The organism is Glycomyces mayteni (assembly GCF_042428885.1).
In the GTDB taxonomy this organism is placed as follows: Bacteria; Actinomycetota; Actinomycetes; order Mycobacteriales; family Micromonosporaceae; genus Glycomyces; species Glycomyces mayteni.
In genome coordinates this window covers 1265162-1290449 of record NZ_JBHMBP010000002.1, presented here as the reverse complement: position 1 = coordinate 1290449, position 25288 = coordinate 1265162, and the positions used below count along the sequence as shown (strand labels likewise).

The 25288-nt window shown below is 72.2% G+C and carries 18 protein-coding genes and 1 pseudogene; 7 read left to right on the top strand and 12 right to left on the bottom strand.

Translation table 11 applies throughout. The annotated features are described in order from the left end of the window. Both ACFFXY_RS12530 and ACFFXY_RS12525 read left to right on the top strand, forming a co-directional pair. Window positions 1-196, top strand: a pseudogene (locus ACFFXY_RS12530) (hypothetical protein); the annotation flags it as partial. 291 nt (window positions 197-487) lie between these two features. Next, entirely contained in the window at window positions 488-3811 is a 3324-nt protein-coding gene (locus ACFFXY_RS12525; RefSeq protein ID WP_382350532.1) for a discoidin domain-containing protein, read from the top strand. Between the two features lie 54 nt (window positions 3812-3865). Here ACFFXY_RS12525 and ACFFXY_RS12520 read toward each other — a convergent pair whose 3' ends face one another. From ACFFXY_RS12520 to ACFFXY_RS12500, 5 genes are all read right to left on the bottom strand, one after another. Beyond that, window positions 3866-5890, bottom strand: coding sequence for a beta-galactosidase (locus tag ACFFXY_RS12520; RefSeq protein WP_417398526.1), 2025 nt, complete (start codon window positions 5888-5890; stop codon window positions 3866-3868). Window positions 5891-6039: 149 nt separating this feature from the next. After that, window positions 6040-8121 (bottom strand): glycoside hydrolase family 2 protein, encoded by a 2082-nt coding sequence (locus ACFFXY_RS12515; RefSeq protein ID WP_382350526.1) that lies wholly within the window; start codon window positions 8119-8121, stop codon window positions 6040-6042. Between the two features lie 3 nt (window positions 8122-8124). Further along, window positions 8125-8985 (bottom strand): carbohydrate ABC transporter permease, encoded by an 861-nt coding sequence (locus ACFFXY_RS12510; RefSeq protein WP_382350523.1) that lies wholly within the window; start codon window positions 8983-8985, stop codon window positions 8125-8127. 2 nt (window positions 8986-8987) lie between these two features. Continuing rightward, window positions 8988-9905, bottom strand: a complete 918-nt coding sequence (locus tag ACFFXY_RS12505) for a carbohydrate ABC transporter permease (RefSeq protein WP_382350521.1) — start codon at window positions 9903-9905, stop codon at window positions 8988-8990. Then, window positions 9902-11257, bottom strand: a complete 1356-nt coding sequence (locus tag ACFFXY_RS12500) for an extracellular solute-binding protein (protein WP_382350518.1) — start codon at window positions 11255-11257, stop codon at window positions 9902-9904. The genes ACFFXY_RS12505 and ACFFXY_RS12500 overlap by 4 nt, the downstream gene beginning before the upstream one ends. Before the next feature lie 81 nt (window positions 11258-11338). Here ACFFXY_RS12500 and ACFFXY_RS12495 point away from each other — a divergent pair, with 81 nt between their 5' ends. The 4 genes from ACFFXY_RS12495 (at window position 11339) to ACFFXY_RS12480 (ending at window position 16192) form a co-directional block, all read left to right on the top strand. Next, a complete protein-coding gene (locus ACFFXY_RS12495) occupies window positions 11339-12349 on the top strand; it encodes a LacI family DNA-binding transcriptional regulator (protein ID WP_382350515.1) in 1011 nt (336 codons plus the stop codon). A 96-nt stretch (window positions 12350-12445) separates the two neighbouring features. After that, window positions 12446-14113, top strand: a complete 1668-nt coding sequence (locus tag ACFFXY_RS12490) for a ricin-type beta-trefoil lectin domain protein (protein ID WP_382350512.1) — start codon at window positions 12446-12448, stop codon at window positions 14111-14113. 68 nt (window positions 14114-14181) lie between these two features. Further along, window positions 14182-15024: an RNA polymerase sigma-70 factor gene (locus ACFFXY_RS12485; RefSeq protein ID WP_382350509.1), complete on the top strand. Its 843-nt coding sequence runs from the start codon at window positions 14182-14184 to the stop codon at window positions 15022-15024. A gap of 49 nt (window positions 15025-15073) precedes the next feature. Continuing rightward, window positions 15074-16192, top strand: a complete 1119-nt coding sequence (locus ACFFXY_RS12480; RefSeq protein ID WP_382350506.1) for an NAD(P)/FAD-dependent oxidoreductase — start codon at window positions 15074-15076, stop codon at window positions 16190-16192. Between the two features lie 41 nt (window positions 16193-16233). Here the strand turns inward: ACFFXY_RS12480 and ACFFXY_RS12475 are convergent, their stop codons facing one another. The 3 genes from ACFFXY_RS12475 to ACFFXY_RS12465 form a co-directional block, all read right to left on the bottom strand. Continuing rightward, window positions 16234-18006, bottom strand: a complete 1773-nt coding sequence (locus ACFFXY_RS12475) for an ABC transporter ATP-binding protein (protein WP_382350504.1) — start codon at window positions 18004-18006, stop codon at window positions 16234-16236. A gap of 99 nt (window positions 18007-18105) precedes the next feature. Continuing rightward, window positions 18106-19161, bottom strand: coding sequence for a glucose 1-dehydrogenase (locus tag ACFFXY_RS12470; RefSeq protein WP_382350501.1), 1056 nt, complete (start codon window positions 19159-19161; stop codon window positions 18106-18108). Between the two features lie 92 nt (window positions 19162-19253). Continuing rightward, a complete protein-coding gene (locus tag ACFFXY_RS12465; RefSeq protein WP_382350499.1) occupies window positions 19254-20162 on the bottom strand; it encodes an SDR family oxidoreductase in 909 nt (302 codons plus the stop codon). A gap of 80 nt (window positions 20163-20242) precedes the next feature. Between ACFFXY_RS12465 and ACFFXY_RS12460 the strand changes: the two genes are divergently transcribed. Beyond that, window positions 20243-20806, top strand: coding sequence for a TetR/AcrR family transcriptional regulator (locus ACFFXY_RS12460; protein ID WP_382350497.1), 564 nt, complete (start codon window positions 20243-20245; stop codon window positions 20804-20806). 96 nt (window positions 20807-20902) lie between these two features. Here ACFFXY_RS12460 and ACFFXY_RS12455 read toward each other — a convergent pair whose 3' ends face one another. The 4 genes from ACFFXY_RS12455 to ACFFXY_RS12440 form a co-directional block, all read right to left on the bottom strand. Beyond that, complete coding sequence (locus tag ACFFXY_RS12455) at window positions 20903-22606, bottom strand: D-apionate lactonase family protein (RefSeq protein ID WP_382350494.1); 1704 nt, start codon at window positions 22604-22606, stop codon at window positions 20903-20905. A 1-nt stretch (window position 22607) separates the two neighbouring features. After that, the gene (locus ACFFXY_RS12450; RefSeq protein WP_382350492.1) at window positions 22608-23363 is read right to left on the bottom strand and encodes an SDR family NAD(P)-dependent oxidoreductase; all 756 of its coding nucleotides are present in this window, start codon (window positions 23361-23363) and stop codon (window positions 22608-22610) included. A 94-nt stretch (window positions 23364-23457) separates the two neighbouring features. Continuing rightward, window positions 23458-24522 carry a KR domain-containing protein gene (locus ACFFXY_RS12445; protein WP_382350489.1) on the bottom strand — a complete coding sequence of 355 codons (1065 nt, stop codon included), beginning with the start codon at window positions 24520-24522 and terminating at the stop codon, window positions 23458-23460. Between the two features lie 69 nt (window positions 24523-24591). Further along, a complete protein-coding gene (locus ACFFXY_RS12440) occupies window positions 24592-25059 on the bottom strand; it encodes a carboxymuconolactone decarboxylase family protein (protein WP_382350486.1) in 468 nt (155 codons plus the stop codon). Between the last annotated feature and the right edge of the window lie 229 nt (window positions 25060-25288).

The following is a 25288-nucleotide window of genomic DNA, read 5'->3' as shown; positions in this document are numbered from 1 at the left end:
CGCGGGCGCGGCCGGTGCGGCCGGCGGCAAGGGCGCCGGCGCGGCGGGCGCCCACGGCGGCATGATGGGCGGCGGCGGCCCCGGCGGCCGCGGGCCCGGCGACGACCAGGACCACGAGATGAAGTACTGGCTCGCCGAGGAAGAGGACACGTGGGGCGGCGGCCCGGAGGACGAGGACGACGACCCCTTCGCGTAGCACCCCCGCCTGAAGCAGGCCGGGTCCCGGAACCGCCACCGTGCAGGCGGCCCCGGGACCCGGTCTTTTTTATGCCCATCGCTCCCATGGGGACCGACGGGAGCGACGTATTGACAAGCGTAATTTGCCGGGATTAGAATCACCACTTAGGTATAGCGCTAAACCTATCTCATCCAGCCACTTCATACCTCCAAATTCCCGAAGAGATCGACGCTTGTCGATCCAATGTGTGGTGCCCGGAAAGCGCCCGAAATGGATCGGGACAGCGCCTCCCCCGAACAAGGAGTCATCATGAAACTCACGCGCCTCGCCATCGCGGCGGCGACTGCGGTCGTCGCCGCGGCGGCAGCGCTCGTCCCCGCCGCGGCCGTGCAGGCCGCCGGCGGCGACAACCTGGCGGCGGGAAGGACGATGACCGCCAGCAGCCAGACGCAGGGCTACACGGCCGCCAACGCCGCCGACGGCAACCAGGGCACCTACTGGGAGAGCGCCAACGGCGCCTTCCCGCAGTGGATCCAGGTGGACCTCGGCGCCGCCGCCGACGTGACCGAGGTGGTCCTGGACCTGCCCTCGCTCCCGTCCTGGCAGACCCGGACCCAGACGATCGAGGTGCGCGGCAGCGCCGACGGATCGGCCTTCACCACCCTCGCCGCGGCGCAGGGGTACACCTTCAATCCCAACAGCGGCAACACGGTGAGCATCGACCTCGACGCCGCCGACGTGCAGTACGTCAGGCTCGTCGTCACCGCCAACACCGGCTGGCCCGCCGCGCAGATCAGCGAGTTCGAGGTGTACGGCCAGTCCGGCGCGCCCTCGCAGACCGGCGAGCTGGCCGTGCACAAGCCGATCACCGCCTCCTCCACAGTGCACACCTTCGCGGCGGCGAACGCCAACGACGGGGACGTCACCACGTACTGGGAGGGCGCGAACGGGGCCTACCCGAGCACGCTCACGGTGTCGCTGGGGATCAACGCCGAGCTCGACCGCGTCGTCGTGAAGCTCAACCCCGATCCGGTGTGGGGCGCGCGGACGCAGACGTTCTCGGTGCTCGCGCGCGACGCCGCGGGCGGGGACTTCGCGCAGATCAAGGCGTCGGCGGCGTACGCGTTCGACCCGGCCTCGGGCAACACGGTCACCGTCCCCGTCTCGGGCACGTACGGCGAGATCCGGTTGCAGTTCACCGGGAACACGGGCGCCCCGAACGGCCAGGTCGCCGAGTTCCAGGTGTTCGGCGAGGCCGCGCCCGCCGCGGACCTGCTCGTGACCGGCATGTCGTGGAGCCCGGCCGCGCCGAGCGAGACCGACGCGGTGACCCTCTCGGCCCGCGTCGAGAACACCGGCGAGGTCTCCTCCCCCGCGAGCGCCGTGGACCTGACCGTGGACGGCGAGGTCGTCGGCAGCGCCGCCGTCGCGAGCCTCGCGGCCGGTGCGGGCCAGACGGTGAGCGTCCCGATCGGCTCACTCACGGCGGGCGACCACGAGGTGGGCGCCGCGGTGGACCCGAACGGGACCGTCGTGGAGAGCGACGAGGAGAACAACGAGTACACGCACGCGAACCCGCTGGCGGTCAGCGCGATCGCCACGTCGGACCTGGTGGCCTCCGCGGTCACGTGGACGCCGAGCAGCCCGTCCGCGGGCGACGCCGTCGAGTTCGGCGTGGTGATCCAGAACCAGGGGAGCCTCGCCTCGGCGAGCGGCGCGCACGGCGTCACGCTCAAGCTGATCGACAGCGACACGGGTGCGGTCGTGCGGACCTTCACCGGCTCGCACAGCGGCGTCATCGCGGCGGGCGCGAGCACCGGTTCGATCGGCCTCGGGTCGTGGACCGCGGTGGACGGCCAGTACACCGTGGAGGTCACAGTTGCCGTGGACGGCAACGAGCACGAAGTGAAGCAGGGCAACAACACCACGAGCCGGACCCTGTCGGTCGGGCGCGGCGCGGACATGCCGTACACGCTGGACGAAGCGGAGCACGCCACTCCGGGCGGGGGCGCGCAGATCCTCAGCCCGAACCGCAAGATCGGCGACCTCGCGGGCGAGGCGAGCGGCCGCCAGGCCGTGGTCCTCGACGGGACCGGCGAGTACGTCCAGTTCACCACCACCACGGACACGAACACGCTGGTGACGCGCTTCGCGATCCCCGACGCCGCGGGCGGCGGGGGCATCGACTCGACGCTGAACCTGTACGTGAACGGGCAGTTCGTGCAGCCGGTCGAGCTGACCTCGAAGTACGCGTGGCTGTACGGGGCCGAGGCGAGCCCGAACAACTCGCCGAGCTCCGGCCCGGCCAGGCACATCTACGACGAGGCGAACGTGCTGCTCGACGACGTGATCCCGGCGGGGTCCACGATCCGGTTGCAGAAGGACGCGGCGAACACCGCGGCCTACTACGCGATCGACTTCATCAGCCTCGAAGAGGTCGCGCCGCAGGGGAACCCGGACCCGGCCCGGTACGTCGAGCCCTCCGGGTTCACGCACCAGGCCGTCCAGAACGCGCTCGACCAGGTGCGCATGGACACCACCGGGAACCTCGACGGCGTGTACCTGCCCGCGGGCGACTACGCGACCGCGCAGAAGTTCCAGGTGTACGGCAAGGCCGTCGAGGTCATCGGGGCCGGGCCCTGGTACACCCGGTTCTACGCGCCGGAGAACCAGGAGAACACCGACGTGGGCTTCCGCGCGGAGGCCACCGCGAACGGCTCCGTGTTCTCCGGGTTCGCGTACTTCGGGAACTACACCAGCCGGATCGACGGGCCGGGCAAGGTCTTCGACTGGCAGAACGTCTCGGACATGACGATCGACAATACGTGGACCGAGCACCAGGTGTGCATGTTCTGGGGCTCCAACATGGACGGCATCCAGATCACGGACTCCAGGACGCGGAACCTGTTCGCGGACGCGATCAACATGACGAACGGCAGCACCGACAACCTGGTGCAGAACGTGGAGTCGCGGGCCTCGGGCGACGACAGCTTCGCGCTGTTCGCGGCCACCGACTCCGGCGGCGGCCTCCAGTCGGGGAACGTGTACGAGAACCTGACCTCGATCCTGACGTGGCGGGCCGCGGGCCTGGCGGTCTACGGCGGGACCGGGAACACGTTCCGCGACATCCACATCGCCGACACGCTCGTGTACTCGGGGATCACGATCAGCTCGCTGGACTTCGGGTACCCGATGGACGGCTTCGGATCGAGCCCGACCACCGACTTCGAGAACATCTCGGTGGTCAGGGCGGGCGGCCACTTCTGGGGGCAGCAGACGTTCCCGGGGATCTGGCTGTTCTCGGCGTCCAAGGTGTTCCAGGGCATCAGGGTGAGCGATGTGGACATCGTGGACCCGACGTACTCGGGGATCATGTTCCAGACCAAGTACACCGGCAGCCAGCCGGAGTTCCCGGTCGCGGACACGGTCTTCACCGACGTCTCGGTCACGGGCGCGCGGCTCAGCGGCGACGAGTTCCAGTCCAAGTCCGGCATCGGCATCTGGGTCAACGAGATGCCCGAGCCCGGTCAGGGCCCGGCGGTCGGTGAGGCGGTCTTCAACGGCCTCGAACTGAGCGGGAACAACGAGGACATCCGGAACAACACGACGACGTTCGAGCTGATCATCAACTAGGGGAAGGGGACAGGGCCCCGCCGAGGCGACTCGGCGGGGCCCTGTCGTGTGCGACTAAGCGCGCGGGCGCTCGATCACGGTGTTGCCGAACGGGGCGAGTTCGACGGTCTCGCCAGCGGCCTCGAACGCGACCGCCTCCGGGGTGAAGTTGAGCACGAACACGTAGTCCGTGGTCCCGTCGGTGCGGACCTGCGCGGTGACGCCCGCGGGGAGGTCCGCGTCGAGGGCGCGCTCCACACCGGACTCGGCGATGAGCCCGCCGTAGAAGTCCGCGAGGAAATCGGCCCCGGTGCGGGCGGCGATGAAGTACGCCTTGCCCTCGCCGCGGCGGTTCACCGTCAGGGCCGGACGGCCCGCGTAGAAGTCGGCGCCGTACGCGCCCAGGGGCTCGGCGGTCTCGGCGTGGATCAGCTCGCACAGCTCCACGGCCTCGTAGGACTGGCCGTTCCACTCGACCGCGTTGCGGTCCTCGGGGTACAGGGCGTCGATCTCCTCGGCCCACACGCCGAGCGTCTCGCGGAGCGGGCCGGGGAAGCCGCCCAGGAACGTGCGGTCGTGCTCGTCCACGTAGCCCGTCGCGTACGTGGCGACGAACGTGCCGCCGCGCTGCACGAACGCGTCGATCGCCTCGGGCACGCCGGGGCGCAGCATGTACAGCATCGGGGCGACGAGGACCTTGTACCGGTCGAGGTAGCCCGGGGTGGCGATGAGCGAGGAATCGATGACGTCGGTGGGGACGCCGCGCTCCCAGAAGGCCCGGTGGTGCTCCATCACGGTGCGCTCGTAGGCGGTCCGCTCCTGGAGCATGCCCTTCTGGTCCTCCAGGGCCCAGCGCAGGTGCCAGTCGTAGACCACCGCGACGTCGGCGGGCGTGTCGGTGCCGACCACGCCGTCGAGCTCCGCGAGGCGGGCGCCGACCTCGGCCACGTCCTTGAAGACGCGGGTCTGCTCGGTGCCCTCGTGGTCCACGACGGCGCCGTGGAACTTCTCGGAGCCGCCGCGGCCCTTGCGGAACTGGAAGTACTGCACGGTGTCCGAGCCGTGGGCCACGGCCTGGAGCGACTGGAGCAGGTGGACGCCGGGGCGGTGGAGCTTGGCGACGGGGCGCCAGTTCGTGGCCGAGGGCGAGGACTCCATGAGCATGAACGGCTTGCCCTTGAGACCGCGCGTCAGGTCGTGCAGGAAGGAGGCGCGGGCGCCCTTCGCCGCGTCCTTGTCGGTGCCGGTCCACTCGGGGTAGGAGTCCCAGGAGACGACGTCGAGGACCTGCGCGAGCCGGTAGTAGTCGACGCCCGGGTAGGTGCCCATGAGGTTCGTCGTGCACGGCACGTCGGGGGTGACGGCCTTGAGCGGGGCGGTCTCGTGGAGGTAGAAGTCCACGAACTGCTCGGTGGTGAACCGCATCCACTCCAGGTTGAGGCCGTGGATGTCCTGCTCGCCGCGGCCGTGAGAGGAGGGCGACTCGATGTGGGACCACTGGGTGTAGGTCTTGGCCCAGAAGCCGGTCCACCACGCCTGGTTCAGCTCGTCCAGGGAGTCGAAGCGGCCCTGGAGGTAGGTGCGGAAGCGCTCCTGGCACAGGTCGCAGTGGCACTCCCCGCCGTACTCGTTGGAGAGGTGCCACACGCCGAGCGCCGGGTGGTCCTTGTACCGCTCGGCCAGCGCGGTGTTGATCGCGGTGGTCTTCTCGCGGTAGACCGGGGAGGTGAGGCAGTGGTTGTGGCGGCCGCCGTGGAGGTTCTTGGTGCGGTCCTTGTTGACGCGCAGGACCTCGGGGTACTTGTGGCTCATCCAGCCGGGGCGGGCGCCGGTGGGGGTGGCGAGCACGGCGGTGATGTCGTTCTCGGCCATGAGGTCGAGGATCTCGTCGAGCCAGCCGAACTCGTAGCGGCCCTCTTCGGGTTCGAGCGCGGCCCAGGAGAAGATGCCGACGGACAGGGTGTTGATCCCGGCGAGGCGGGCCAGCCGCATGTCCTCTTTCCAGGTGGTCTCCTTGGTGGGGAGCCACTGGTCGGGGTTGTAGTCGCCGCCGTGCAGGAGGTGGGGGACGCGTCCGATGACGGGCGCGTGGCGGACGATCGGTCGGTTCACGGGTGGGTGCTCCTTGGGCCTGGTCTGCTTTACCGGTATAACGCTTGCCAGTACAAGCTAGGTCGCGTCCGGCGGCATGTCAATGCGATCCCAGGTTCCGGACCGGCGCCCCGGATCGGGGGCGCCGGTCGCGGGGCTCAGGCCAGGCCGGGGGCCGGGGCGTCCTCGAATTCGCCGGGGCGGGCGCCGCGGCGGTTCGGGGGTTCGGTCGCGGCGGCGTCGAGGTGGGCGCGGGCGAGGGTGCGGCCCTGGTCGTCGGCGAGCCAGAGGATGAGGCGGCCGGGGGTCTCGCGGGCTGGGACGGTGAGCTGGACGGCGGGCGAGAGGCGGAAGGGCTCGGCCTTGACCGGGTCGGTCGTCGTCTGGGCCTGCGGGACGGCGGTGCCGACGGGGGTCCCGGCGGGGACCCAGGCGGCTTGAATCGTGCCGGAGGCGGCGTCGGGGCCGTGGTGGGAGACGTGGACGTCGAGCGCGAAGGGCGCGGCGGGCGGTTCGATGTCGGCGCCGGCGGCGAGCGGGACCAGGTCGAGGACCAGGACGGTGTCGGCGTTGACGTCGGCGGGGACGGCCCCGCCCCAGTCCTTGGGCCGCCGGTCGGCGTCGAGGAGGCCCGCGGCCTCGTGCTCGACGTCGGCGAACTCGGTGTACACGTACCCGGCGAACCGGTCGTGGCGGCGCAGCTCCTGGGTCTCCCAGCGCAGGTGCCAGGCGCGTTCGAGGCTGGTGAAGCCCTCGCCGTACTCGCTGTTGATGATCGGGACGCCCGCGCGCGGGAACGACGCGTCGCCGTACAGGGACTTGTCGACGATGAAGTCGGGGCCGAGGCGGACGGGGAAGTCCTCCTGCTCGCCGGAGGCGAGGCGCGCGACGGCGTCCTTCCATCCGGCGATGCTCGGCTCGTAGTAGTGCCAGTCGAGGAGGTCGGTGCGCACGTGGGACCAGCCGGAGTTCTCCACGATGGGGCGGGTCGCGTCGAGTTCGCGCAGGCGCTCGTAGGCGTGGACGGCGGCTTCGGCGCGGGCGGGGCTGCCGGGGATGTCCCAGTCGAGGCCCCACTCCTCGTTGTACAGGCCCCAGATGACGATGGAGGGGTGGTTGCCGTCGCGTTCGACCATGGCGGGGAGCTGGGCCTCGAACGCGGCGGCGGCCTCGGGCGAGAAGCGGCTCGGGCAGGCGGGTTCGGCCCACACGAGCATGCCGGTGCGGTCGGCCTCGTGGAGCCACAGGGGCTCTTCGAACTTGAGGTGCTTGCGCACGAGGTTGTAGCCGAGGCCGCGGGCGAGTTCGAGGTCGCGCAGGAGCGCGGGGGCGTCGGGGGCGGTGAGGCCGGTGTCGGGCCAGTAGCCCTGGTCGAGGACGCCGCGCAGGTAGATCCGCTCGCCGTTGAGGTGCAGTTCCTCGCCGCGGGTCTCGAAGCGGCGCAGGCCGGTGGCGGCGGTGACGAGGTCGGCCGCGTCCCCTTCGCCGGTGCGGATCTCGACGCGGTACAGGTGGGGGTCGGCGGGGCTCCAGAGGCGCGGCTCGCGGATCTCGATGCGGCCCTTGGCGACGCCGTCGGCGTCGGCGGTGAGGGTGATCGTCTCGCCGGTGTCGGCGGCGGCGGTGACGGCGGCCCCGGCGGGGGCGTCGCCCGCGAGGCGGACGGTGACGTCGATGCCGGTGAGGCTGTCGCCGCGCAGGGCGACGGAGGCGGCGTGGGTGCGGCCGCGGGCTTCGAGCCACACGGTCTGCCAGATCCCGGAGGTGGGCGTGAACGAGACGCCGTCGTAGTCGTCGCGCGGGAGGGACCGCTGCTTGCCGTGGGCGATGGCGCGCTTGTCGGCGGGCGCCTCGACCTCGACTTCGAGGAGGGCGGGGACGCCGGGGGCGAGGGCGTCGGTGACGTCGAACTCGAAGGACTCGTAGCCGCCGGTGTGCTCGCCGACCACGGTGCCGTCGAGGCGCACGACCGCGCGGTGGTGGACGGCCCCGAAGCTGAGCACGACCCGAGACCCGGCCCACTCGGCGGGGGCGGTGACGGTGCGGCGGTAGGTCCCGCGTTCGAGCCAGGTCCGCCGCACCCCCGAGGCACGGCTCTCCCACGCGAACGGGACCGTGATCGGGCCTTCGTAGCCGTCGGCGGCGAAGTCCCAGGCGCCGTTGAGGTTCTGCCAGCGCGCGGAGCGGTCACGGTCGGGCCGCGGGTATTCGGGGCGCGGCGTCTCGGGTGGGAGGGTCATGCGTCAGCCTTTCACGCTGCCGGCGAGGATGCCGTTGATGAAGTGCCGCTGGAGCAGGATGAATAGCACCAGCAGCGGGACGAGTGCGACGGAGCTCGCCGCGAGCAGTTCGCCTGTGACCGTGGCGTAGTCGGCGCCGATGCGGTTGCCGGTGATGTTCTGCGCGAGGGTGGAGAGCACGACCTGGAGGGTCGCCATGCGCTCGGAGCTCGCGGCCACCACGGGCCAGACGAAGTCGTTGTAGATGTTCATGACGGTGAGGACCGCGAGTCCGGCGAGGCCGGGGCGGATGACGGGGACGACGACGCGCCAGAAGATGGCGAACTCGCCGCAGCCGTCGACGCGGGCGGCGTCCAGCAGCTCGTCGGGGACGGCGCTGATGACCTGCCGCATCCAGAAGATCGCGAAGGCGTCGACCGCGCCGGGGAGGATGAGCGCCTGGTAGGTGTTCACCCAGCCGAGCTCCTTCATCTCCAGCAGCAGCGGGATGATGAGGACGATCGTGGGGAGCATGAGGGTGACGAGGACCGCGCCGAAGACGAGGTTCTTGCCGATCCACTGGTACTTCGCGAAGGCGAAGGCGGCGAGCGGGGCGAGGAACATCGTGGCCGCGCCCTTGACGAGCAGCACGACGGCGGTGTTGACGAAGCCCTGTCCGATGGGCACGTCCTGGAACATCGCGGTGTAGTTGTCGAGCGTGAACGTGGACAGGTCGAAGGTCAGCGGGGACCTGACGATGTCGTCGGCGGGTTTGAAGGCGGACAGGAGCGCCCAGCCCACGGGGAACAGGAACGCGATGCCGAGGAGCGTCAGGAGCAGGTGGGAGCCGACGTGGGGCCGGGTGCGTTCTGGGTTGGCGGCCATCGTCAGTCCTTCGCTCGCAGCAGGCGGACGAACAGGAGCGACAGCGCCATGACGAGGACGACCAGGAGGAACGAGTTCGCCGCGCCGGTGCCGAGGTCCGCCCGGGTGATGTGGTTGTAGAGGTAGTAGCCCGCGGTGGTGGTGGAGTTGTACGGGCCGCCCTGGGTGACCACGAACGGCTCGGCGAACATCTGGAACACCGCGAGGGTCTGGAGGACCACCGCGAACCCGATGGTGCGCCGCAGGAGCGGCACGGTGATGCTCCACAGCTGGCGGGCCTTGGAGGCGCCGTCGAGGTCGGCGGCCTCGTAGATCGAGTTGTTGATCGACTGGAGGCCCGAGAGCAGGATGATGACGATGAACCCGGTGGTCTTCCACAGGAACAGGAGCGCGAGGGTCGGCTTGGCCCACGCGCTGGTGGTGAGCCAGCCGGTCTCGGGGAGCCCGAAGAGGCCGAGGAACGCGTTGACGGCGCCGTACCGCTGGTCGAACAGGACGACCCAGATCTGGGCGACGGCCACGAGCGGGGTCACGAACGGGACGATGAAGGCGACCCGGTAGAGGCCGCGCAGGCGCAGTTTCGCGTTGTTGAGCAGGACGGCCACGAGGATGCCGAGGGCCATCTGGACGGGCACGATGAGCAGCCACAGGACCGCGGAGTTCCCGAGGGAGGACCAGAACGCGGGGTTGGTGAGCAGGTACGTGTAGTTGTCCCAGCCGACCCAGGTGGCCGCGCCGGTGCCGCGCCAGTCGGTGAAGGACAGGCGGGCGGTGAAGAACAGCGGGTAGACGCTGAACGCGGCGAAGACCGCGACGAACGGCAGGACGAACACGTACGGCGCGAGGCGTCGCCGCAGGCGCGGGCCGCGCCCGGCGCGAGGGGCGCGCCGGGTCGCGGGTGCGGTGGTCAGGGCCGTCACTGGCGGTCGACCAGGTTCGTCTGGATGTCCTCGCTCGCTTGGGCGAGGACCTCTTGGGGGGTCAGGTCGCCGTCGAGCATCCGCTGCACGTCGTTGCCGAGGTAGTCGACGGCGCCGGTCCACCAGGCGGGCGTGGGGGTGCCGCCGGGGATCTGGGCCCCGGCCTCGGTGGCGACGGTCCACAGGTCCTGGCCGCCGAGTGCGGTGATGCCGCTGTAGAGGGGCTTGGCGGGGTCGGCGGCGGGCGTGTAGCTGGGGATGGAGGTGGCGAGGCCCTCGGGGTAGACGTCGCCGGGGCCCCACACGGCGGCGTACCCGGCCTCGTCGAACATGAGGAACTCGTAGAACAGCCAGGCGAGGTCGGCGTTCTTGCCGTCCTTGGGCAGGACGAACGAGGAGCCGCCCATGGCGCCGGAGCGGGCGCCGCCCGCGTCCCAGGCGGGGAGCTGGGTGGCGCGCCAGTCGCCCGCGGTCTCGGTGAGGACCTGCTGCGGCGCGAACGAGAACCAGATGGCCCAGGGGTAGAACACCTGGTTGCCGTTGTCGAGTTCGGCGATGTCGGTGGGGGTGAGGTACTCGGCGCGGGTGCCCAGGCCCTCCTGCCGCACGGTGTCGAGGAACGTGAGGATGCGCTCGAACTCGGGGGTGTCGAGGCGGAGGTTCCCGTCGGCGTCGGCGATGGAGGTGCCGAGCTGGCTCGCGTACATCTCCAGTTGGAGCTGGCCGAGGAACGCGGACTGCTCCAGGTGGATCGGGGCCGAGCCGGGGACGGCGGCCTGGTAGTCGCGGGCGGCCTGGAGCAGGTCGTCGTAGGTCTCGATCGCCTCGACGTCGATCCCGGCGGCTTCGAGGGCGGTCGCGTTGTAGAACAGCAGGCCCGGGTCGAGGTCGAAGGGGACGCCGTAGACGCCGCCGCCGACGGTGTTGACGTCGAGCTTCTGCGGGGCGATGTCGGCGGCGTAAGGGGCGAGCACGTCGCTGAGGTCCCACAGGTAGTCGGTGAAGCCGCCGACCTTGGCGTCGTCGAGGAACACGCCGTCGGGCACGTCGGCGCCGGTGATGAGCGTGTTCTGGAGCTTCGCGTCGATGTCGACGGCGACGTGGTTGACCTTGATGTCGGGATATTTGGCGTTGAAGTCGGCGATGACGCCCTCGAAGACCTCGAAGAGGTCGCCGGAGCGGTCCCAGACGGTGATCTCGCCTTCGGTGCGGTCGGGGGCCTTGAGGAGGCTCGACGCGCCGGATTCCTCGTCGGAGGCGATGTCGGGTCCGCAGGCGGCCAGGGCGGGGGCCCCGGCGGCGAGGGCGGCGGACGCGAGCAGGGCGCGTCGCCGGAGGAGATGGCGTTGCATGGAACACTCCCTTGTGTGATTTTCCAACGTGTGCAAAACCTAGCACCCTTTGCCGACGTTGCAAACGGTAGGATGGGCCGTATGCCGGCAACACTTCGCGACGTCGCCGAACTGGCGCAGGTCTCCGTCCGCACCGTGTCCAATGTCGTGAGCGGATACGCCCACGTCAGCGAGCGCATGCGCCAGCGCGTGCTCGCCGCGATAGAGGAGCTCGACTACCGCGCGAACCCCGTCGCGCGCACCCTCCGCACCGGCCGCACGGGGATGCTCGCGCTCGTGGTGCCCGAGATCGACGTACCGTACTTCAGCGAACTCGCCCGCGACGTGATCGACGCGGCCGCCGAGTTCGGATACCGCGTCATGATCGACCAGACCGGCCACGACCACGAGCGCGAGCGGCGCCTCCTCATGGGCGACGACCGCACGATGCTGTTCGACGGCATCCTCTTCAGCCCGCTCGTGACCAAGTCCGAGCTGCTCGACATGCACCGCTCCGAGCACATGCCGCTGGTGCTGCTCGGCGAGCACGAGTTCGACGGGCGCTTCGACCACGTGGCGATCGACAACGTGCAGGCCGCCCGGGACGCCGTGTCGCACCTGGTGGCGGCCGGGCGGACCCGGATCGCCGCGATCGGGGCGCAGCCCCTGGAGGAGTACTCGACGCCGCTGCTGCGCACCGCCGGATACGAAGCGGCCCTTGAGGAGGCGGGACTCCAGGCGCGGCCGGGGTACGCGACCCCGGCGCCGCACTACAGCCGCACCGACGGGTACGAGGCGGCGACGGCGCTCATGGCGCTCGACCCGCGGCCCGACGCGATCTTCTGCTTCTCCGACCTCCTCGCGGTCGGCGCGATGCGCGCGGTCTTCGACGCCGGGCTGAGCGTCCCCGAGGACGTGGCGGTCGTCGGGATCGACGACATCGAGGAGGGCCGGTTCGCGCGGCCCTCGCTGAGCACGGTCTCCCTGGACACGCCGTTCATCGCGCGGGAGGCGGTGCGCCGCATCGTCGCCCGCATCGACGACCCGTCCGTCGCGGCCGAGGAGGTCGTGGCGCCGCACCGGCTCGTGGTGCGGGAGTCCACCGCTTCCTGAGTCCGATTTGCCCCCTTGCAACGTAGGCAAATTGCTGGCATGGTGTTTGCAACGTCTGCAAAGATGCGGGCGCACCCACTCCACAGGAGGCAACCCATGACGGTGACTAGACGGCTGGCCGCTCGGGCGCGCCGCTGGGCCGTGCTGCTGGCGGCCGCGGTCCTCGCGGCCGCCGGGGCGCAGGCCCTCGTCGCGACCCCGGCCCAGGCGGCGTATCCGGGCACGGTGCTCTACTCCCCCAACCTGACCACCTACCCGAGCGGCACCGCGGGCTACCCGCGCGCCATCGGCCTCGAACACGACGGCTCGGCCAACGAGACGATGCTCGCCACGTTCGCCAAGGGCGGCCACGGCGTCCCCACGAACCTCCCGATCTACCGCTCCACCAACGGCGGCACGAGCTGGACCCAGATCTCCACGATCACCTCGAACACCCCCGGCTGGGACCTGGAGGCGCCCACGCTCTTCGAGGTCCCGCGGAACATCAACGGGCTCAACGCGGGCGACCTCCTCGCCGCGGGCACCGCCTGGGACGTCGGGAACTACTCGGCGCAGAAGGTCGAGGTCTTCAAGAGCACGAACGGCGGCACGAGCTGGACGTTCCTGTCGAACTGCACCCAGACCTCGGGCGAGCCGAACACGTGGGGCCACGGCATCTGGGAGCCCACGTTCCTGGTGGCCGACAACAACACCCTCGCGTGCTTCATCTCCGACGAGCGGCCCTCCGGCGGCGCCACCAACAACCAGAAGATCGCGCACTACACCTCGACCAACGGCGGCGCGAGCTGGAGCTCCGGCATCCAGGACGACGTCGTGTTCCCGGCCGACAACCTGCTGCGGCCGGGCATGCAGACCTTCGCCGAGCTGCCCGACGGGCGCTTCGTCATGAGCTACGAGCTGTGCCGCGACGCCACCAACGCCGACCACGCGTGCGAGGTCTACATCAAGTACTCCGACGACGGCCTGAACTGGGGCGCGGCGGGCGACCGCGGCACCCTCGTGCAGACCTCCGACGACCGCGAGCTGCTGCACACCCCGTACGTGTCGTGGACGCCCGCGGGCGGCCCGAACGGGACGCTGCTCATCTCCGGCCAGCGCGTCGTCGCCGGGCCCACCGGGAACAAGACCGTGCTCGCCGAGTCCGGGACGGTGCTGTTCGCCAACCGGAACCTCGGCGCGGGCGACTGGTTCGAGGCGACCACCCCGGTGACGGTGAACCCGACCGGCGGGTACGCCTCCGGCGTCCCGTCGTGCCCCGGGTACTCGACCCCGGCGATCCCGCGCGAGGACGGCACGAGCTACCTGTACCTCGCGGCGACCTGGCTGGGCCAGAACAACCAGTGCGAGGTGCGGTTCGGGATCGGCACGGTCCCTGGCGCGACCGGCGCGGTCGTGAACCCGCAGACGGGCAAGTGCCTCGACGTGGACACGAACACGGCGGCCAACGGGAACCGGGCGCAGATCTACGCGTGCGGGGTCGCCTCGGGCCAGGACTGGTCGCGGTACTCCGACGGCTCGATCCGCTCGTTCGGCAAGTGCCTCGACGTGGACGCGCAGGGCACCGCCAACGGCACGAAGGTGCAGCTGTGGGAGTGCAACGGCTCGGGCGCGCAGGTCTGGACGCCGCAGGCGAACGGGTCGCTGCTGAACCCGCAGTCGGGCCGGTGCCTGGACATCTCGGCGGGCGGCACCGCCGACGGCACCAAGCTCCAGATCTACGACTGCAACGGGCTCTGGACGCAGGTGTGGACGCTGCCCGCGTAAGGGGCGCATGAGGTGAGGGGCCGGGGCCGCGGACGCGCGGTCCCGGCCTCCTTTGTAGGGTCGGCCGCATGGACGTGTTCGAGGAGCGGCGGGGCCTGCTGAAGGCGGTCGCCTACCGCGTCCTCGGCACGGTCACCGACGCCGAGGACGTCGTGCAGGAGGCGTGGCTGCGCTGGAACGGCGTGGACACGGCGGCCGTGGAGGACCCGGAGGCGTACCTCGTCACCGTCACGACGCGGCTGGCGATCGACCGGCTCCGCAGCGCCAAGGCCAAGCGCGAGTCCTATGTGGGCCCGTGGCTGCCCGAGCCGGCGCCCGCCGAGGGCGACGCCTCGGACCGGCTGGCGCTGGCCGACACCGTGTCGTCGGCGATGCTGCTGGTCCTGGAGGCGCTCTCGCCGCTGGAGCGGGCCGTGTTCGTGCTGCGGGAGGCGTTCGGGTACTCGCACGCCGAGGTCGCGCGGATCGTGGACCGCAGCGAGGCGTCGGTGCGGCAGACCGCGATGCGGGCCCGCGAGCACGTGGAGTCCAAGCGGCGCAGGTACGACACGGACGAGGCCACGCGGCGGCGGGCCACGGCGTCGTTCATGGAGGCGTGCGCGGGCGGGGACCTCGCGGCGCTCCTGGGGACGCTCGCGCCGGACGTGGTGCTCGTGTGCGACGGCGGCGGCCTCGCCCCGGCCCCGCGGCGGGCGCTCGCGGGCATGGAGCTGGTGGCGAACGCGCTCATCTCGTTCACGCGGCGGATGCCCCCGGACCCGAGCATCGCGTTCGAGGAGGTCAACGGGGGCCCGGCGGTCGTGGTCCGCTCCGGCGGCGTCGCGGCGGCCGTCGTCGTGCTGTACCTCGTGGACGGCGCGATCGAGGAGATCCACCTCGTCAGCAACCCCGAGAAGCTCGGCGCGCTGTGAACTGGGCCACCGCACCTCACGTCCGGGGCCCGGCGCCCGTCCTTGGGGCATGAACGACATCCTCATCATCGGCGCCGGGTACACCGGCATGATGGCGGCCGTCGGCGTCGCCCGCCGCACCAAGGCCGCCCGCGTCACCCTCCTCAACCCGGTCGAGCGCTTCAACGAGCGCCTGCGCCAGCACCAGGCGGCCGCGGGCCACGAGCTCGCCGAGTTCCGCATCCCCGACCTGGTCGGGCCCGCGGGCGTCCGGTTCGTCAAGGGCCGGGCCGCCGCGATCGACACCGCGGCGCGGCGCGTGGTCCTGGACGACGGCCGCGAACTCCCCTACGACACGCTGGTCTACGCGCTCGGATCGAGCACGCCCGCCGTCCCGAACGCGTTCACGATCGAGGACCCGAAACTCGCGGTCGCCCTGCGCGACAACCCGACCGGGACGTTCACCGTCGCCGGGGCGGGCCTCACGGGCATCGAGGCCGCCACCGAGGCGGCCGAGGCCCACCCGGACCTGCACGTGCGGCTCCTCAGCCGCGGCGAGCCCGGCGCGATGATGGGCCCGAGGGCCCGCGCGCACCTGGCGGCCGCCCTCGACCGGCTCGGCGTCGAGGTCCGCACCGGCGTCACCGTGGCCCGGGTGCTCCCCGACGCGGTGGAACTCGAAGGGGGCGAACGGCTCCCGAGCGACGTCACCCTGTGGACCACCGGCGTCTGCACGGCCCCCCTCGCCGCCGAGGCCGGGATCGCCACCGACGAGCACGGCCGGGTCGTGGTCGACGCGACCCTCCGCTCCACCTCCCATCCGGAGGTCTACGCGATCGGCGACGCCGCCGCGATCCGCCAGGCCTACGGCCTCGTCCACGGCACCTGCCAGAGCGGCATCCCCTCCGGCGCCCACACCGCCGAGTCCATCGTCCGCCAACTCAAGGGCAAGGCCCCCAAGCCCTTCCGCTTCGGCTACGTCCACCAGCCCGTCTCCCTCGGCCGCCGCGACGCCGTCATCCAGTTCACCAACCCCGACGACACCCCGAGCCGCTGGTACCTCAAGGGCCGCGCCGCCGTCGCCTACAAAGAGGCCGTCAGCTCCAGCCCCGTCAAGTTCTACCGCTCATCAATGCCGATCCCGGCCCGAATGACCGGCCGCACCGGGGGCCGAAAGAACCGCCTCTGACGGCGCAGGCCGGGGACCCGAACGGTCCCCGGCCGCTCTCGTCAGCGGGCGCCGGTCTGGGTGAGGTGCATCTTCGCGTAGCGGCCGGCGGCGTCGAGGAGTTGGGCGTGGGAGCCCTGTTCGGCGATGCGGCCGCGGTCGAGGACGACGATGACGTCGGCTTGGCGGATGGTGGAGAGGCGGTGGGCGACGACGAGGGTGGTGCGTCCGCGCATGAGGCGGCCCAGGGCCTCCTTGACGAGTTCCTCCGCTTCGGGGTCGAGCGCGGAGGTGGCCTCGTCGAGGAGGAGGATGCGCGGGTCGCGGACGAGGGCGCGGGCGATGGCGAGGCGCTGGCGCTGGCCGCCGGAGAGGCGAGCGCCCCGCTCGCCCACGACCGTGTCGAGGCCGTCGGGGAGGTCGCGCACGAACTCCCAGGCGTTGGCGTCCTTGAGGGCCGCGGTGATCCGGTCCTCGTCGGCGTCCATGCCATACCCGACGTTCTCGCGGATCGTGCCCTCGAACAGGACCGACTCCTGCGGCACCACCGAGGTGAAGCGCCGCGCCGTGCGCAGGTCGAGCTCCTGCATGTCCGTGCCGTCCAGGAGGATGCGCCCGGAGGTGGGCCGCACGAAGCCGAGGACGAGGTTGAGCAGGGTGGACTTGCCGGAGCCGGAGGAGCCGACGAACGCGACCGTGGTGCCCGCCGCGATGTCGAGCGAGACGTCCTGCACCGCTTCGGCGTCGGCACCGGCGTAGCGGTGCGAGACGCGGTCGAGGACGAGGCGGCCCTCCACGGCGGGGACGGCGCGCTTGCCCTCGTTCTGCTCGATGTCGGGGTCTTGGAGGACCTCGGCGATCGAGCGCACGGACTCCATGCCGCGCGCGCCGATCGGGATGAGCATGAGCAGGTTCGTCAGGCCCTGCGTCAGCAGCGCGAAGTACGTGGACAGGAGCACGACCTCGCCGGGCGTGATCGGCAGGAACCCGGTGATCGCGAAGACCGCGGCGAGCCCGAGGCAGCCGACGCCGAGGATCTGCATGGTGACCCACGAGATCGAGGCGACGTGCCCGTTGAGCATGTCGAGGTGGAGCCCGGCGCGGCGCACGCCGTCGGCGCCGGAGGCGACGCGCGAGACCGCGGTCTGCTCCAGGCCGTGCGCGCGGGTGACGGGGATGAGCGAGGCCATCTCGCCGACCCTCGCGGCGAAGCCCTCCATCTCGCGGCGGAACCGCTCGTTGCGGGCGCGCGAGCGGCGCTTCAGGGCCGCGCGCAGGCCGATCGCGATGGGGACGGTGAGCGCGTAGATCGGGAGGAACTGCGGGACCGCGATGGCGGTCATGGTGATCGCGCCGACGAGGACCATCGTGGACGACAGCAGCGGGTGGGTCATCTGCTGGAGCATCTGCTCGACGTTCTCGACGTCGCGCACGACCTTGTTCTGCACGATCGAGGCGCTGGTGCGCGTGTAGTAGCCGATCGAGAGGCTCTGGAGGCGCGCGGCCAGCGCGTTGCGCAGGTCGGCGCCGGTGTCGCGCACGACGGTCATGAAGTTGCGGGTGTAGACGATGTGGTTGGGGTAGTTCTGGACGAGGAGGGCCACGGCGACGGCGAGCCAGCCCAGGACCGCGCCGACAGACCCGCCGGAGGAGACCAGGTCGATGATCGCGGCGGTCACGACCGGGAGGAACCACAGCGGGACCTCCTTGACCGCGAACGCGGCGAACGCGGCGGTGAGCCGCCAGGGGCGGCGGGCGAGGAGGCGGAGGACGGAGCGGGCGGGATGGGCGCCATCGAGCAATACTGCGCTTTGAGCAAGCGCTTTCTTATGCATGGCTCCGATCGTACGGACCTGCCGGGCGACAGGCAATCCCGTAAGCGGACGGATGCGGAACGGGGCGGGGCCGGCGCCCCGCCCCGCCCGCGCGTTCCGTCAGGCGCCCTCGATGTCGATGACGACCTTCACTTCCCCGGACCCGGCGTGGAAGGCCTCCTGGTAGTCCGCGAGCGGCACCCGCTTGGTGATGAGGCGCCGCAGCCAGTCGCGGTCGGACTCGGCGAGGACCTCGGCGGCCCGCGCGCAGTGGCCGAGGTTCGCGTTGACCGAGCCCACGACCACGTCGTTCTCCAGGACGATGTCGCGGTTGAGGCTCCCGGCGTCGACGTTCACGCGCCGCCCGGCGGGCGAGACGCCCGTCAGGCAGGTGACGCCGAAGTTCCCGGTGGCGGCCATCGCGTCGAACACGAGCGCCTCGGCCCCGGTGGCCTCCACGACGATGTCGGGGACGACCGCCTCGATCGCCTTCGGGAAGCCCTCGTAGTGGTAGGTCGCGCCGAGCGCCTCCACGAGTTCGGGCTTCGCGCCGTCGGGGGCGCGGTCGAGCACGTGGACGTCGAGCCCGCGCTGCGAGCCGATGAGCGCGGCGAGGAGCCCGATCGGCCCGGCGCCGGTGACGAGCACCGACTGCGGGTCGAACCACGAGCGCCCGCCGACCTTGTCGATCTGCTCCCAGGCCTTGACGAGCACGCTCATCGGCTCCAGGAGCACCCCGACGTCGGCGAGCGACGGGTCCAGCTTCACGGCGTAGTCGGCCTCCACGGTCCACACCTCGCTGGCGTAGCCGTGGATCTCCTTGATGCCGCGCTCGGTGTAGTTCCCGTTGCGGCAGTTGTCGAACAGGCCGCGCGCGCACGCGCCGCACGGCTCGGGGTCGGGGCGGCGGACCACGCCGACCACGAGGTCCCCGGGCGCGAACCCGCTGCCCGCGGGGGCCTCGCGGACCCGCCCGAGGGACTCGTGCCCGATGACGAGCCGGTCGGCCCCCGGTGGGGCCCAGCCGTACTCGCCGTCGGCGAGCTCCCTGTCGGTGCCGCACACGCCGAGCGCGATGGCGTCGACGAGCAGCTCCCCTTCGCCTGCCACCGGCTCATCCATCTCCCCCAGCTCCAGCGACCCCTTGACGCCGGGCTCCACGGTCAACGCGCGCATGCCGCCCACCTCCCCTTTCACCTGCGAAACCACCTCAGTATGGGGGCTCGCGCGGGATCTCTCCCGGTTCTGGGGGAAGTGGGCGGGGGACGCTACGACTTGAAGTAGTGGCCCTCCTCCAGGTCGGCGAGGAAGCTCGGGTGCTCGGGCCTCCAGCCGAGGAGTGCACGGGTGGCCTCGCTGGAGGCGGCGCGGTCGTGGGCGAGGAAGCCCGCGAGCCAGCCGAAGTGCGCGGCGGCGTCCTCGGGCGCGACGGAGCCGGTCGGGATGCCGAGGCGCTCGCCCACGACGGCGGCCAGGTCGCGGATCGCCACGCCCTCGTCGCCGACGACGTGCAGTGTGGACCCGGCCGGGGCGTTCTCGACGGCGAGGCGGATGAGTTCGGCGGCGTCGTCGCGGTGGACGCCGGACCAGCGGTTGGTCCCCTCGCCGATCCACGCGGCCAGGCCCTTGTCGCGGTCGGCCTGGATCATCGTCGCGGTGAAGCCGGGGTCGCCGGCGCCGTAGACGATCGGGAAGCGGAAGACCATCGAGCGGACGCCGCGCTCGGCGAGGCCGAGCACGTACTCGGCGACGGCGAACCGGCGCGCGGGGCCGGAGGCGTCGGTGCCGAGGTCGTGGCCGTCGGCCTCGGTGGCGGCGGCGCCGTCCGTGACGGGGACGCCGGAAGCGAGGCCGAAGACCTTGCCGGTCCCGGCGAGGGCCTCGCCGATCGCCTCGGCGGCGGCGCGGTCGGCGTCCACGGCCTCGTCGAAGCGGCCGGAGAACGCGATGTCGTGGCGGAAGGCGAGGTGGACGACGGCGTCGGCGGCGAGGGACTCCTCGCGCAGGACCGCCAGGTCGCCGATGTCGCCGCGGCGGACCGCGGCCCCGGCCGCGGTGAGCGCGGCGGCGGAGGCGTCGGAGCGGGCGAGGCCGGTGACCTCGTGGCCCGCAGCGATGAGAGCGGGGACGACGCCGGAGCCGATCCAGCCCGAGCCGCCGGTGATGAAGACGCGCATGAGATGACCTCCATGATGTCAGTTCCTGACATCAAACATAGCACGGTCATGTCAGTCCATGACATCGGTATGATCGCGGCATGGCCAGGTGGGAACCGAACGCGCGAGGACGCCTCGAACAGGCGGCGATGGACCTGTTCACCGAGCACGGGTTCGAGCAGGTCACCGTCGCCGAGATCGCCGCGCGCGCCGGGCTCACCGAGCGGACCTTCTACCGGCACTTCAGCGACAAGCGCGAAGTGCTGTTCCCCGACGCGAGCCCGCTCTACCAGGGGCTCACCGACGCGCTCGCGGCCGCGCCCGACACGGCGACCCCCATCGAGGCCGTCGCGGCGGTCCTCGACACGACCGCCGCGTTCTTCACCGACCGGCACCGGTTCTCGCGCCGCCGCCAGGCCGTCATCGCCGCCAACGCCGAGCTGCGCGAGAGGGAGGCCGTCAAGCTCGCCTCGCTGGCCGACGCGCTCGCCTCGGGCCTGCGTGAGAGGGGCGTCGCCGAGCCCGCCGCGAGCCTCGCCGCGGAGGCCGGGATCGCGGTGTTCAAAGTGGCGCACCTCCAATGGGTCGCCGACGACGACCCCGGAGACCTGGGCGCGCTCATGCGAACGGCCCTCGGCGAGCTGCGGACGACGCTCAGTCCTTGACGGTCCCCGCGCCGTCGGCGCGGGGACCGGCCGGGCGGCGACCGCCGCCGCGCCGATCACGTCGCTCGTCCGCGACGCCGACGCCTGAACCAGGCGTCAGTCGATGACGGCCCAGCCGAGCGGGCCGAGGATCAGCCGGAACTCCTCGTCCCCGGCGGCGACGGTGAACGAGCGGGGGCGGCGGTCGAGGTTGGCGGCCGCGATGCGGACGCGGCCCCCGGCGCGCGAGCCGAGGGCCCACAGGTGCTCGTCGGGGCGCTCGGCCCACAGCAGCTCCCCCGCCGACATCTCGTCCAGGGTCTCCAGGACGGCCGCCACCGGGTAGTCGTCGCCCGCGGCCGAGCGGATGCCGCGCGGTCCCCACTCCTCGAACCAGGCGAGGCCCGCGACGCCGGGCACGGCGAGGGCCGCGGCCGCCGCGATCGTCCACGCCGCCAGCGGGTCGTCGCTCTGGCGCGGGTCGGCCGCGCCGGTGAACTCCGCGCCGTAGCCGTCGGCGAGGTCGGACCGGGTCGACATGAGCGGCGCGTCGGCGGTGGCGTTGTTGAACCGGGGCCGCAGCGTGACAGGTCCGATGAGGACCATCCGGCCGCCGCTCTCGGCGACCGCCTGGCGGGCGGCCAAGCGCTGCATGGCGACCGCTTCGAGGAGCTGCTCCGTACTGGTGTCGTGGAACAGGGGCGTGGTGGCGAACGCGAGCACTTCGGCGGCGTCGGGGATCGCGGCGAGGTTGCGGTTCAGCTCGGTGAAGTGCGCCCGGGAGCCGCCGACGAGCGGCGGGTGCAGTCCGGCGCGGGCCAGGGCCCCTTGGAGGGCGTCGAGGGCGGGCGCGTCGGTCACGTGGGTGTCGGGGTCGAACGCGGCGACGCGCGCGATCGGCAGGGGCGCGAGGAACTCCGCGAAGGCGGCGAGGTTCGCGCCCGACCTGGGGACGACGGCGCGCACGTCCAGCGGGAGGCCCGCGGCCGCGGCCCGGTCGAGGGCGGCGGGCCAGTTCGGGGCCCGGAGGTCGACCTCCACGAGGACGGTGCCGCCGAGGGGTGCGACGTCGGGGGCGGGGTCGGCCTCGGAGGAGGGCGCGGTCGCCGCGCCGAGGGAGATCTCCGGGAACAGGCCGCCGGGGATGAGTTCGACGCGCGGGGCGTCCGGGGTCGGCGCGGGCGGGCGGTGGGCCTCGGCGGTGACGGTGATCGACTGGCGCACACGGGCTCCCGCGGCCAGTTCGTACGGGGCCGGCAGCGCGAGGGGCCGGGAGTAGGTCTTGAAGGAGGCGTCCGTCCAGTTGCGCTGGTCCTCCATCTCGAACACGTCGCCGGTGAAGGCGAGGTCCACGGCGAGGCCGTCGTGCTCCCATGCGAGGGCGGCGATGTCGAGGACGGGCTGGTGCGGGCTGATCGCCGCCGGGAACCAGGTGTCCTCTTCGGACCCGTCTGAGTGGGTGGCACGCAGCGCGGTCCCGGCGAGGCGCGGCGGGTGGAGCGCGACGAGGCCGGTGCGGTTCGTCGGGAACGGTTCGGACGCTTCGAGATCGAGGTCGATCACGAGGGCGGCGTCCCGCACCAGGGCGGTGAGGGTCCCCGCGAGCGGGCCCCAGCGCAGGCCGAGGCGCAGGGTCTCGGCGTCGTCGAGGAGCGCGACGTCCCAGGCGGGGGTGTTCCAGTCCCGGTCGCGGGCCGCGGCCCGGACGCTGCGGAGCACCGTGCGGCCCGCGAAGGCGATGTCGGCGAGTTCGGCGCCGCGGCGCTCGATCGACCAGGGGCCGCGGCTCCAGGGCGTGGACTCGGTCCTCCAGTCGGCCATGTCAGAGCGCCGACATGCCGCCGTCGACGGCGAAGAGGCTGCCGGTGGCGAAGGCGCTCTCGTCGCTGGCGAGGAACACCATGATCCCCTCGACGTCGGCGGGCGTGCCGGGGCGGCCGAGGGGGATGCGGCCGATGATCGCGTCGCGGGCCTCGGCGTCGTCGGCGAGGGCGGCGGTCAGGCTGGTCTCGGTGTAGGTGGGGACCACGGTGTTGACGCGGATGCGGTTGGGGGCGTAAGTGGCCGCGGCGGTGCGGGCGAGGCCGTGGACGCCGGCCTTGGAGGTGCTGTACGCGGCGAACTCGCTGCCCTCGCCACTGAGGCCGGTCGGGCTGCCGGTGAGGACGATCGAGCCGCCGCCGTGCCGCAGCATGGACCTGACGGCGTGCTTGACGGTGATGAACGTGCCCGTCAGGTTCACCTCCATCGTGCGGCGCCACACCGCCGTGTTCAGGTCGGCGATCGGCGCGTCCTCGCCGATCAGCTGGACCGCCGCGTTGGCGACCACCGCGTCGGGGGCCCAGCCGCTCGCGTCCAGCTCGGCGAACACGTCCATGACGACGGCCTCGTCGGCGATGTCCACAGTGACCGCGCGGGCCCGGTCGCCGATGCGGCCCGCGGCCGCCGCGGCCGCCTCGCCGTCCCGGTCGGCGACGACCACCCGCGCGCCTTCGGCCGCGAACCGCGCCGCCACCGCGTACCCGATCCCGTTGGCGGCTCCGGTGATGAGGGCGGTCTTCCCGTCGAGCCTGCTCATGTGCGTTCCTCTCGGCAGCGTGGGATCGGCGAAGCGGGGCGCACGCGGCACCTCGGTCCACGATACTGACCGGCCCGTCGCCCGGGACCGCGGTCTACAGGCCCAGGACCTCGTCGAGGAGCGCGCCGCGGGCCTCCATGTCGGCGAGCGCGAGCGGCTCGGCGAGGTCGGGCGCGACGTCGGCGACCGCCTCGCGGGCCGCGTCGGTGAAGTGGACGGTCCCGTCCGGGTCGATGCGCTCGACCCCGTCGGCGCGGGCCATCCGCTCGTTGAACGCCACCGCGTCCTCAAGGGACGTGCCGGGCGGCAGGTCGAGTTCGACGGCGCCCTTGTCGATCTTGACGGGGTACCCGCCGGGCAGGCCGCCCGGGGCGGGCACCGACCAGCGCAGGACCTTCGAGTCCGGCAGGAGCGCCTCGATCACCGGGAGCGCGACGGCGGCGGTGAGGAAGTTCCAGCGCAGGCCCGCGTCGATCGCGGGCGCGCGGTACGCCAGCTCGTCCTCGCGGCGGCCGTCCTCGCCGAGGTAGACGCGGCAGCGGTCGTCCGGGCCGGGGTCCTCGGAGGTCATGACACCGGTGAGCTGCGAGTGGTGGCCGACGACGCGGACCAGCGGCGGCACGCCCCCGCCCGCCTCGGCGCGGAGCGCGGCGCTCGCCCGGCGCTGCATCATCCCCGCGTTCCCCAGGCCCAGCGCGGGCGCGAAGCCGATGCGCTCCAGGACCGGGCCGGTCACGTCGGGGATCGAGAGGTTCGCGACCGGGGCGGCCAGGCCGACCTCCTTGGCCGCGCGCATCACGTTGAGCACCACGGGGACCTGGTACGGCAGGCGCAGCGCGAGCCCGGCCGAGACGACGGCGTGCGCGGCCGGGTCGTCCCGCTCGGCCAGGCCCCACGGGCTGCGCAGCGAGGCGCACTGGACGACCACGTCGGGGCGGACCCTGTCCAGGAGCGCGGCCACGTCGTCGAGGCGGGTCGCGTCGAGCGGCGCGGCCTCCACGAGGCAGTCGGCGGCGCTGGCGATGACCGCCGCCGCCTGGTGGACGTTGCGTTCGGAGCGGCTGGCGATGACGAGGCGCCGCACGAACCCGCTCGCGGCGAGGCCCGCGGCGACCCGCTCCCCCATGTCGCCCAACCCGATGACCAGCGCTGTACTCATGCGGCCGATCCTATGCGACCGGGTGCGGCCGGGCGCGGACTCGGTCGAGCCCGGCCCGGCCGGAACCTCCTAGCCCCACTGGCCGGGCGTGTAGTTCCCGGCCGGGGTCTGGGTGATGGCGTTCAGGCGGTTGTAGGCGTTGATCGAGGCGATGAGCGAGACGATCGCGGCGAGCTGGTCGTCGTCGAAGTGCTTGCGCGCGTCGGCCCACACGTCCTCGGGGACGCCCGCGCCGTCGGCGATGCGGGTGCCCGCCTCGGTGAGCGCCAGCGCGGCCTTCTCGGCCTCGGTGTAGACCACGGCGTCGCGCCAGGCGCCGACGAGGGCGACGCGGACGGCGGTCTCCCCGGCGTGGACGGCGTCCTTGGTGTGCATGTCGAGGCATACGCCGCAGCCGTTGATCTGGCTGGCGCGGATGGTCACCAGGCCGCCGACGCCCTCGGGCAGGGCGGCTTCGAGCGACCGCGCGGCGGAGGTGAGGTGCTTGGCGAACTTGGCGCCGACGGGGTTCGCGTAGTAGTCGATGCGGGCTTCCATGGCGGTCTCCTTCGTTCCGTTGGGATTCACTGCCATGACGGATGCGCGCGGACTTGTGTGACCGGTGGTGCCGGGTGTCACAGGGACCGGCGGCCGGGCCCCACGGTCGGCCGCCGGTCGGTTCGGGTCTATCCGAAACGCCCGGGAGGGGTCCCGGACCTGGTCCCGCCGGGGGCCGGGGCGGTCTGATTTCATGGAGGCGGCCGCGGGGGGCACCGGTTCGGACCGG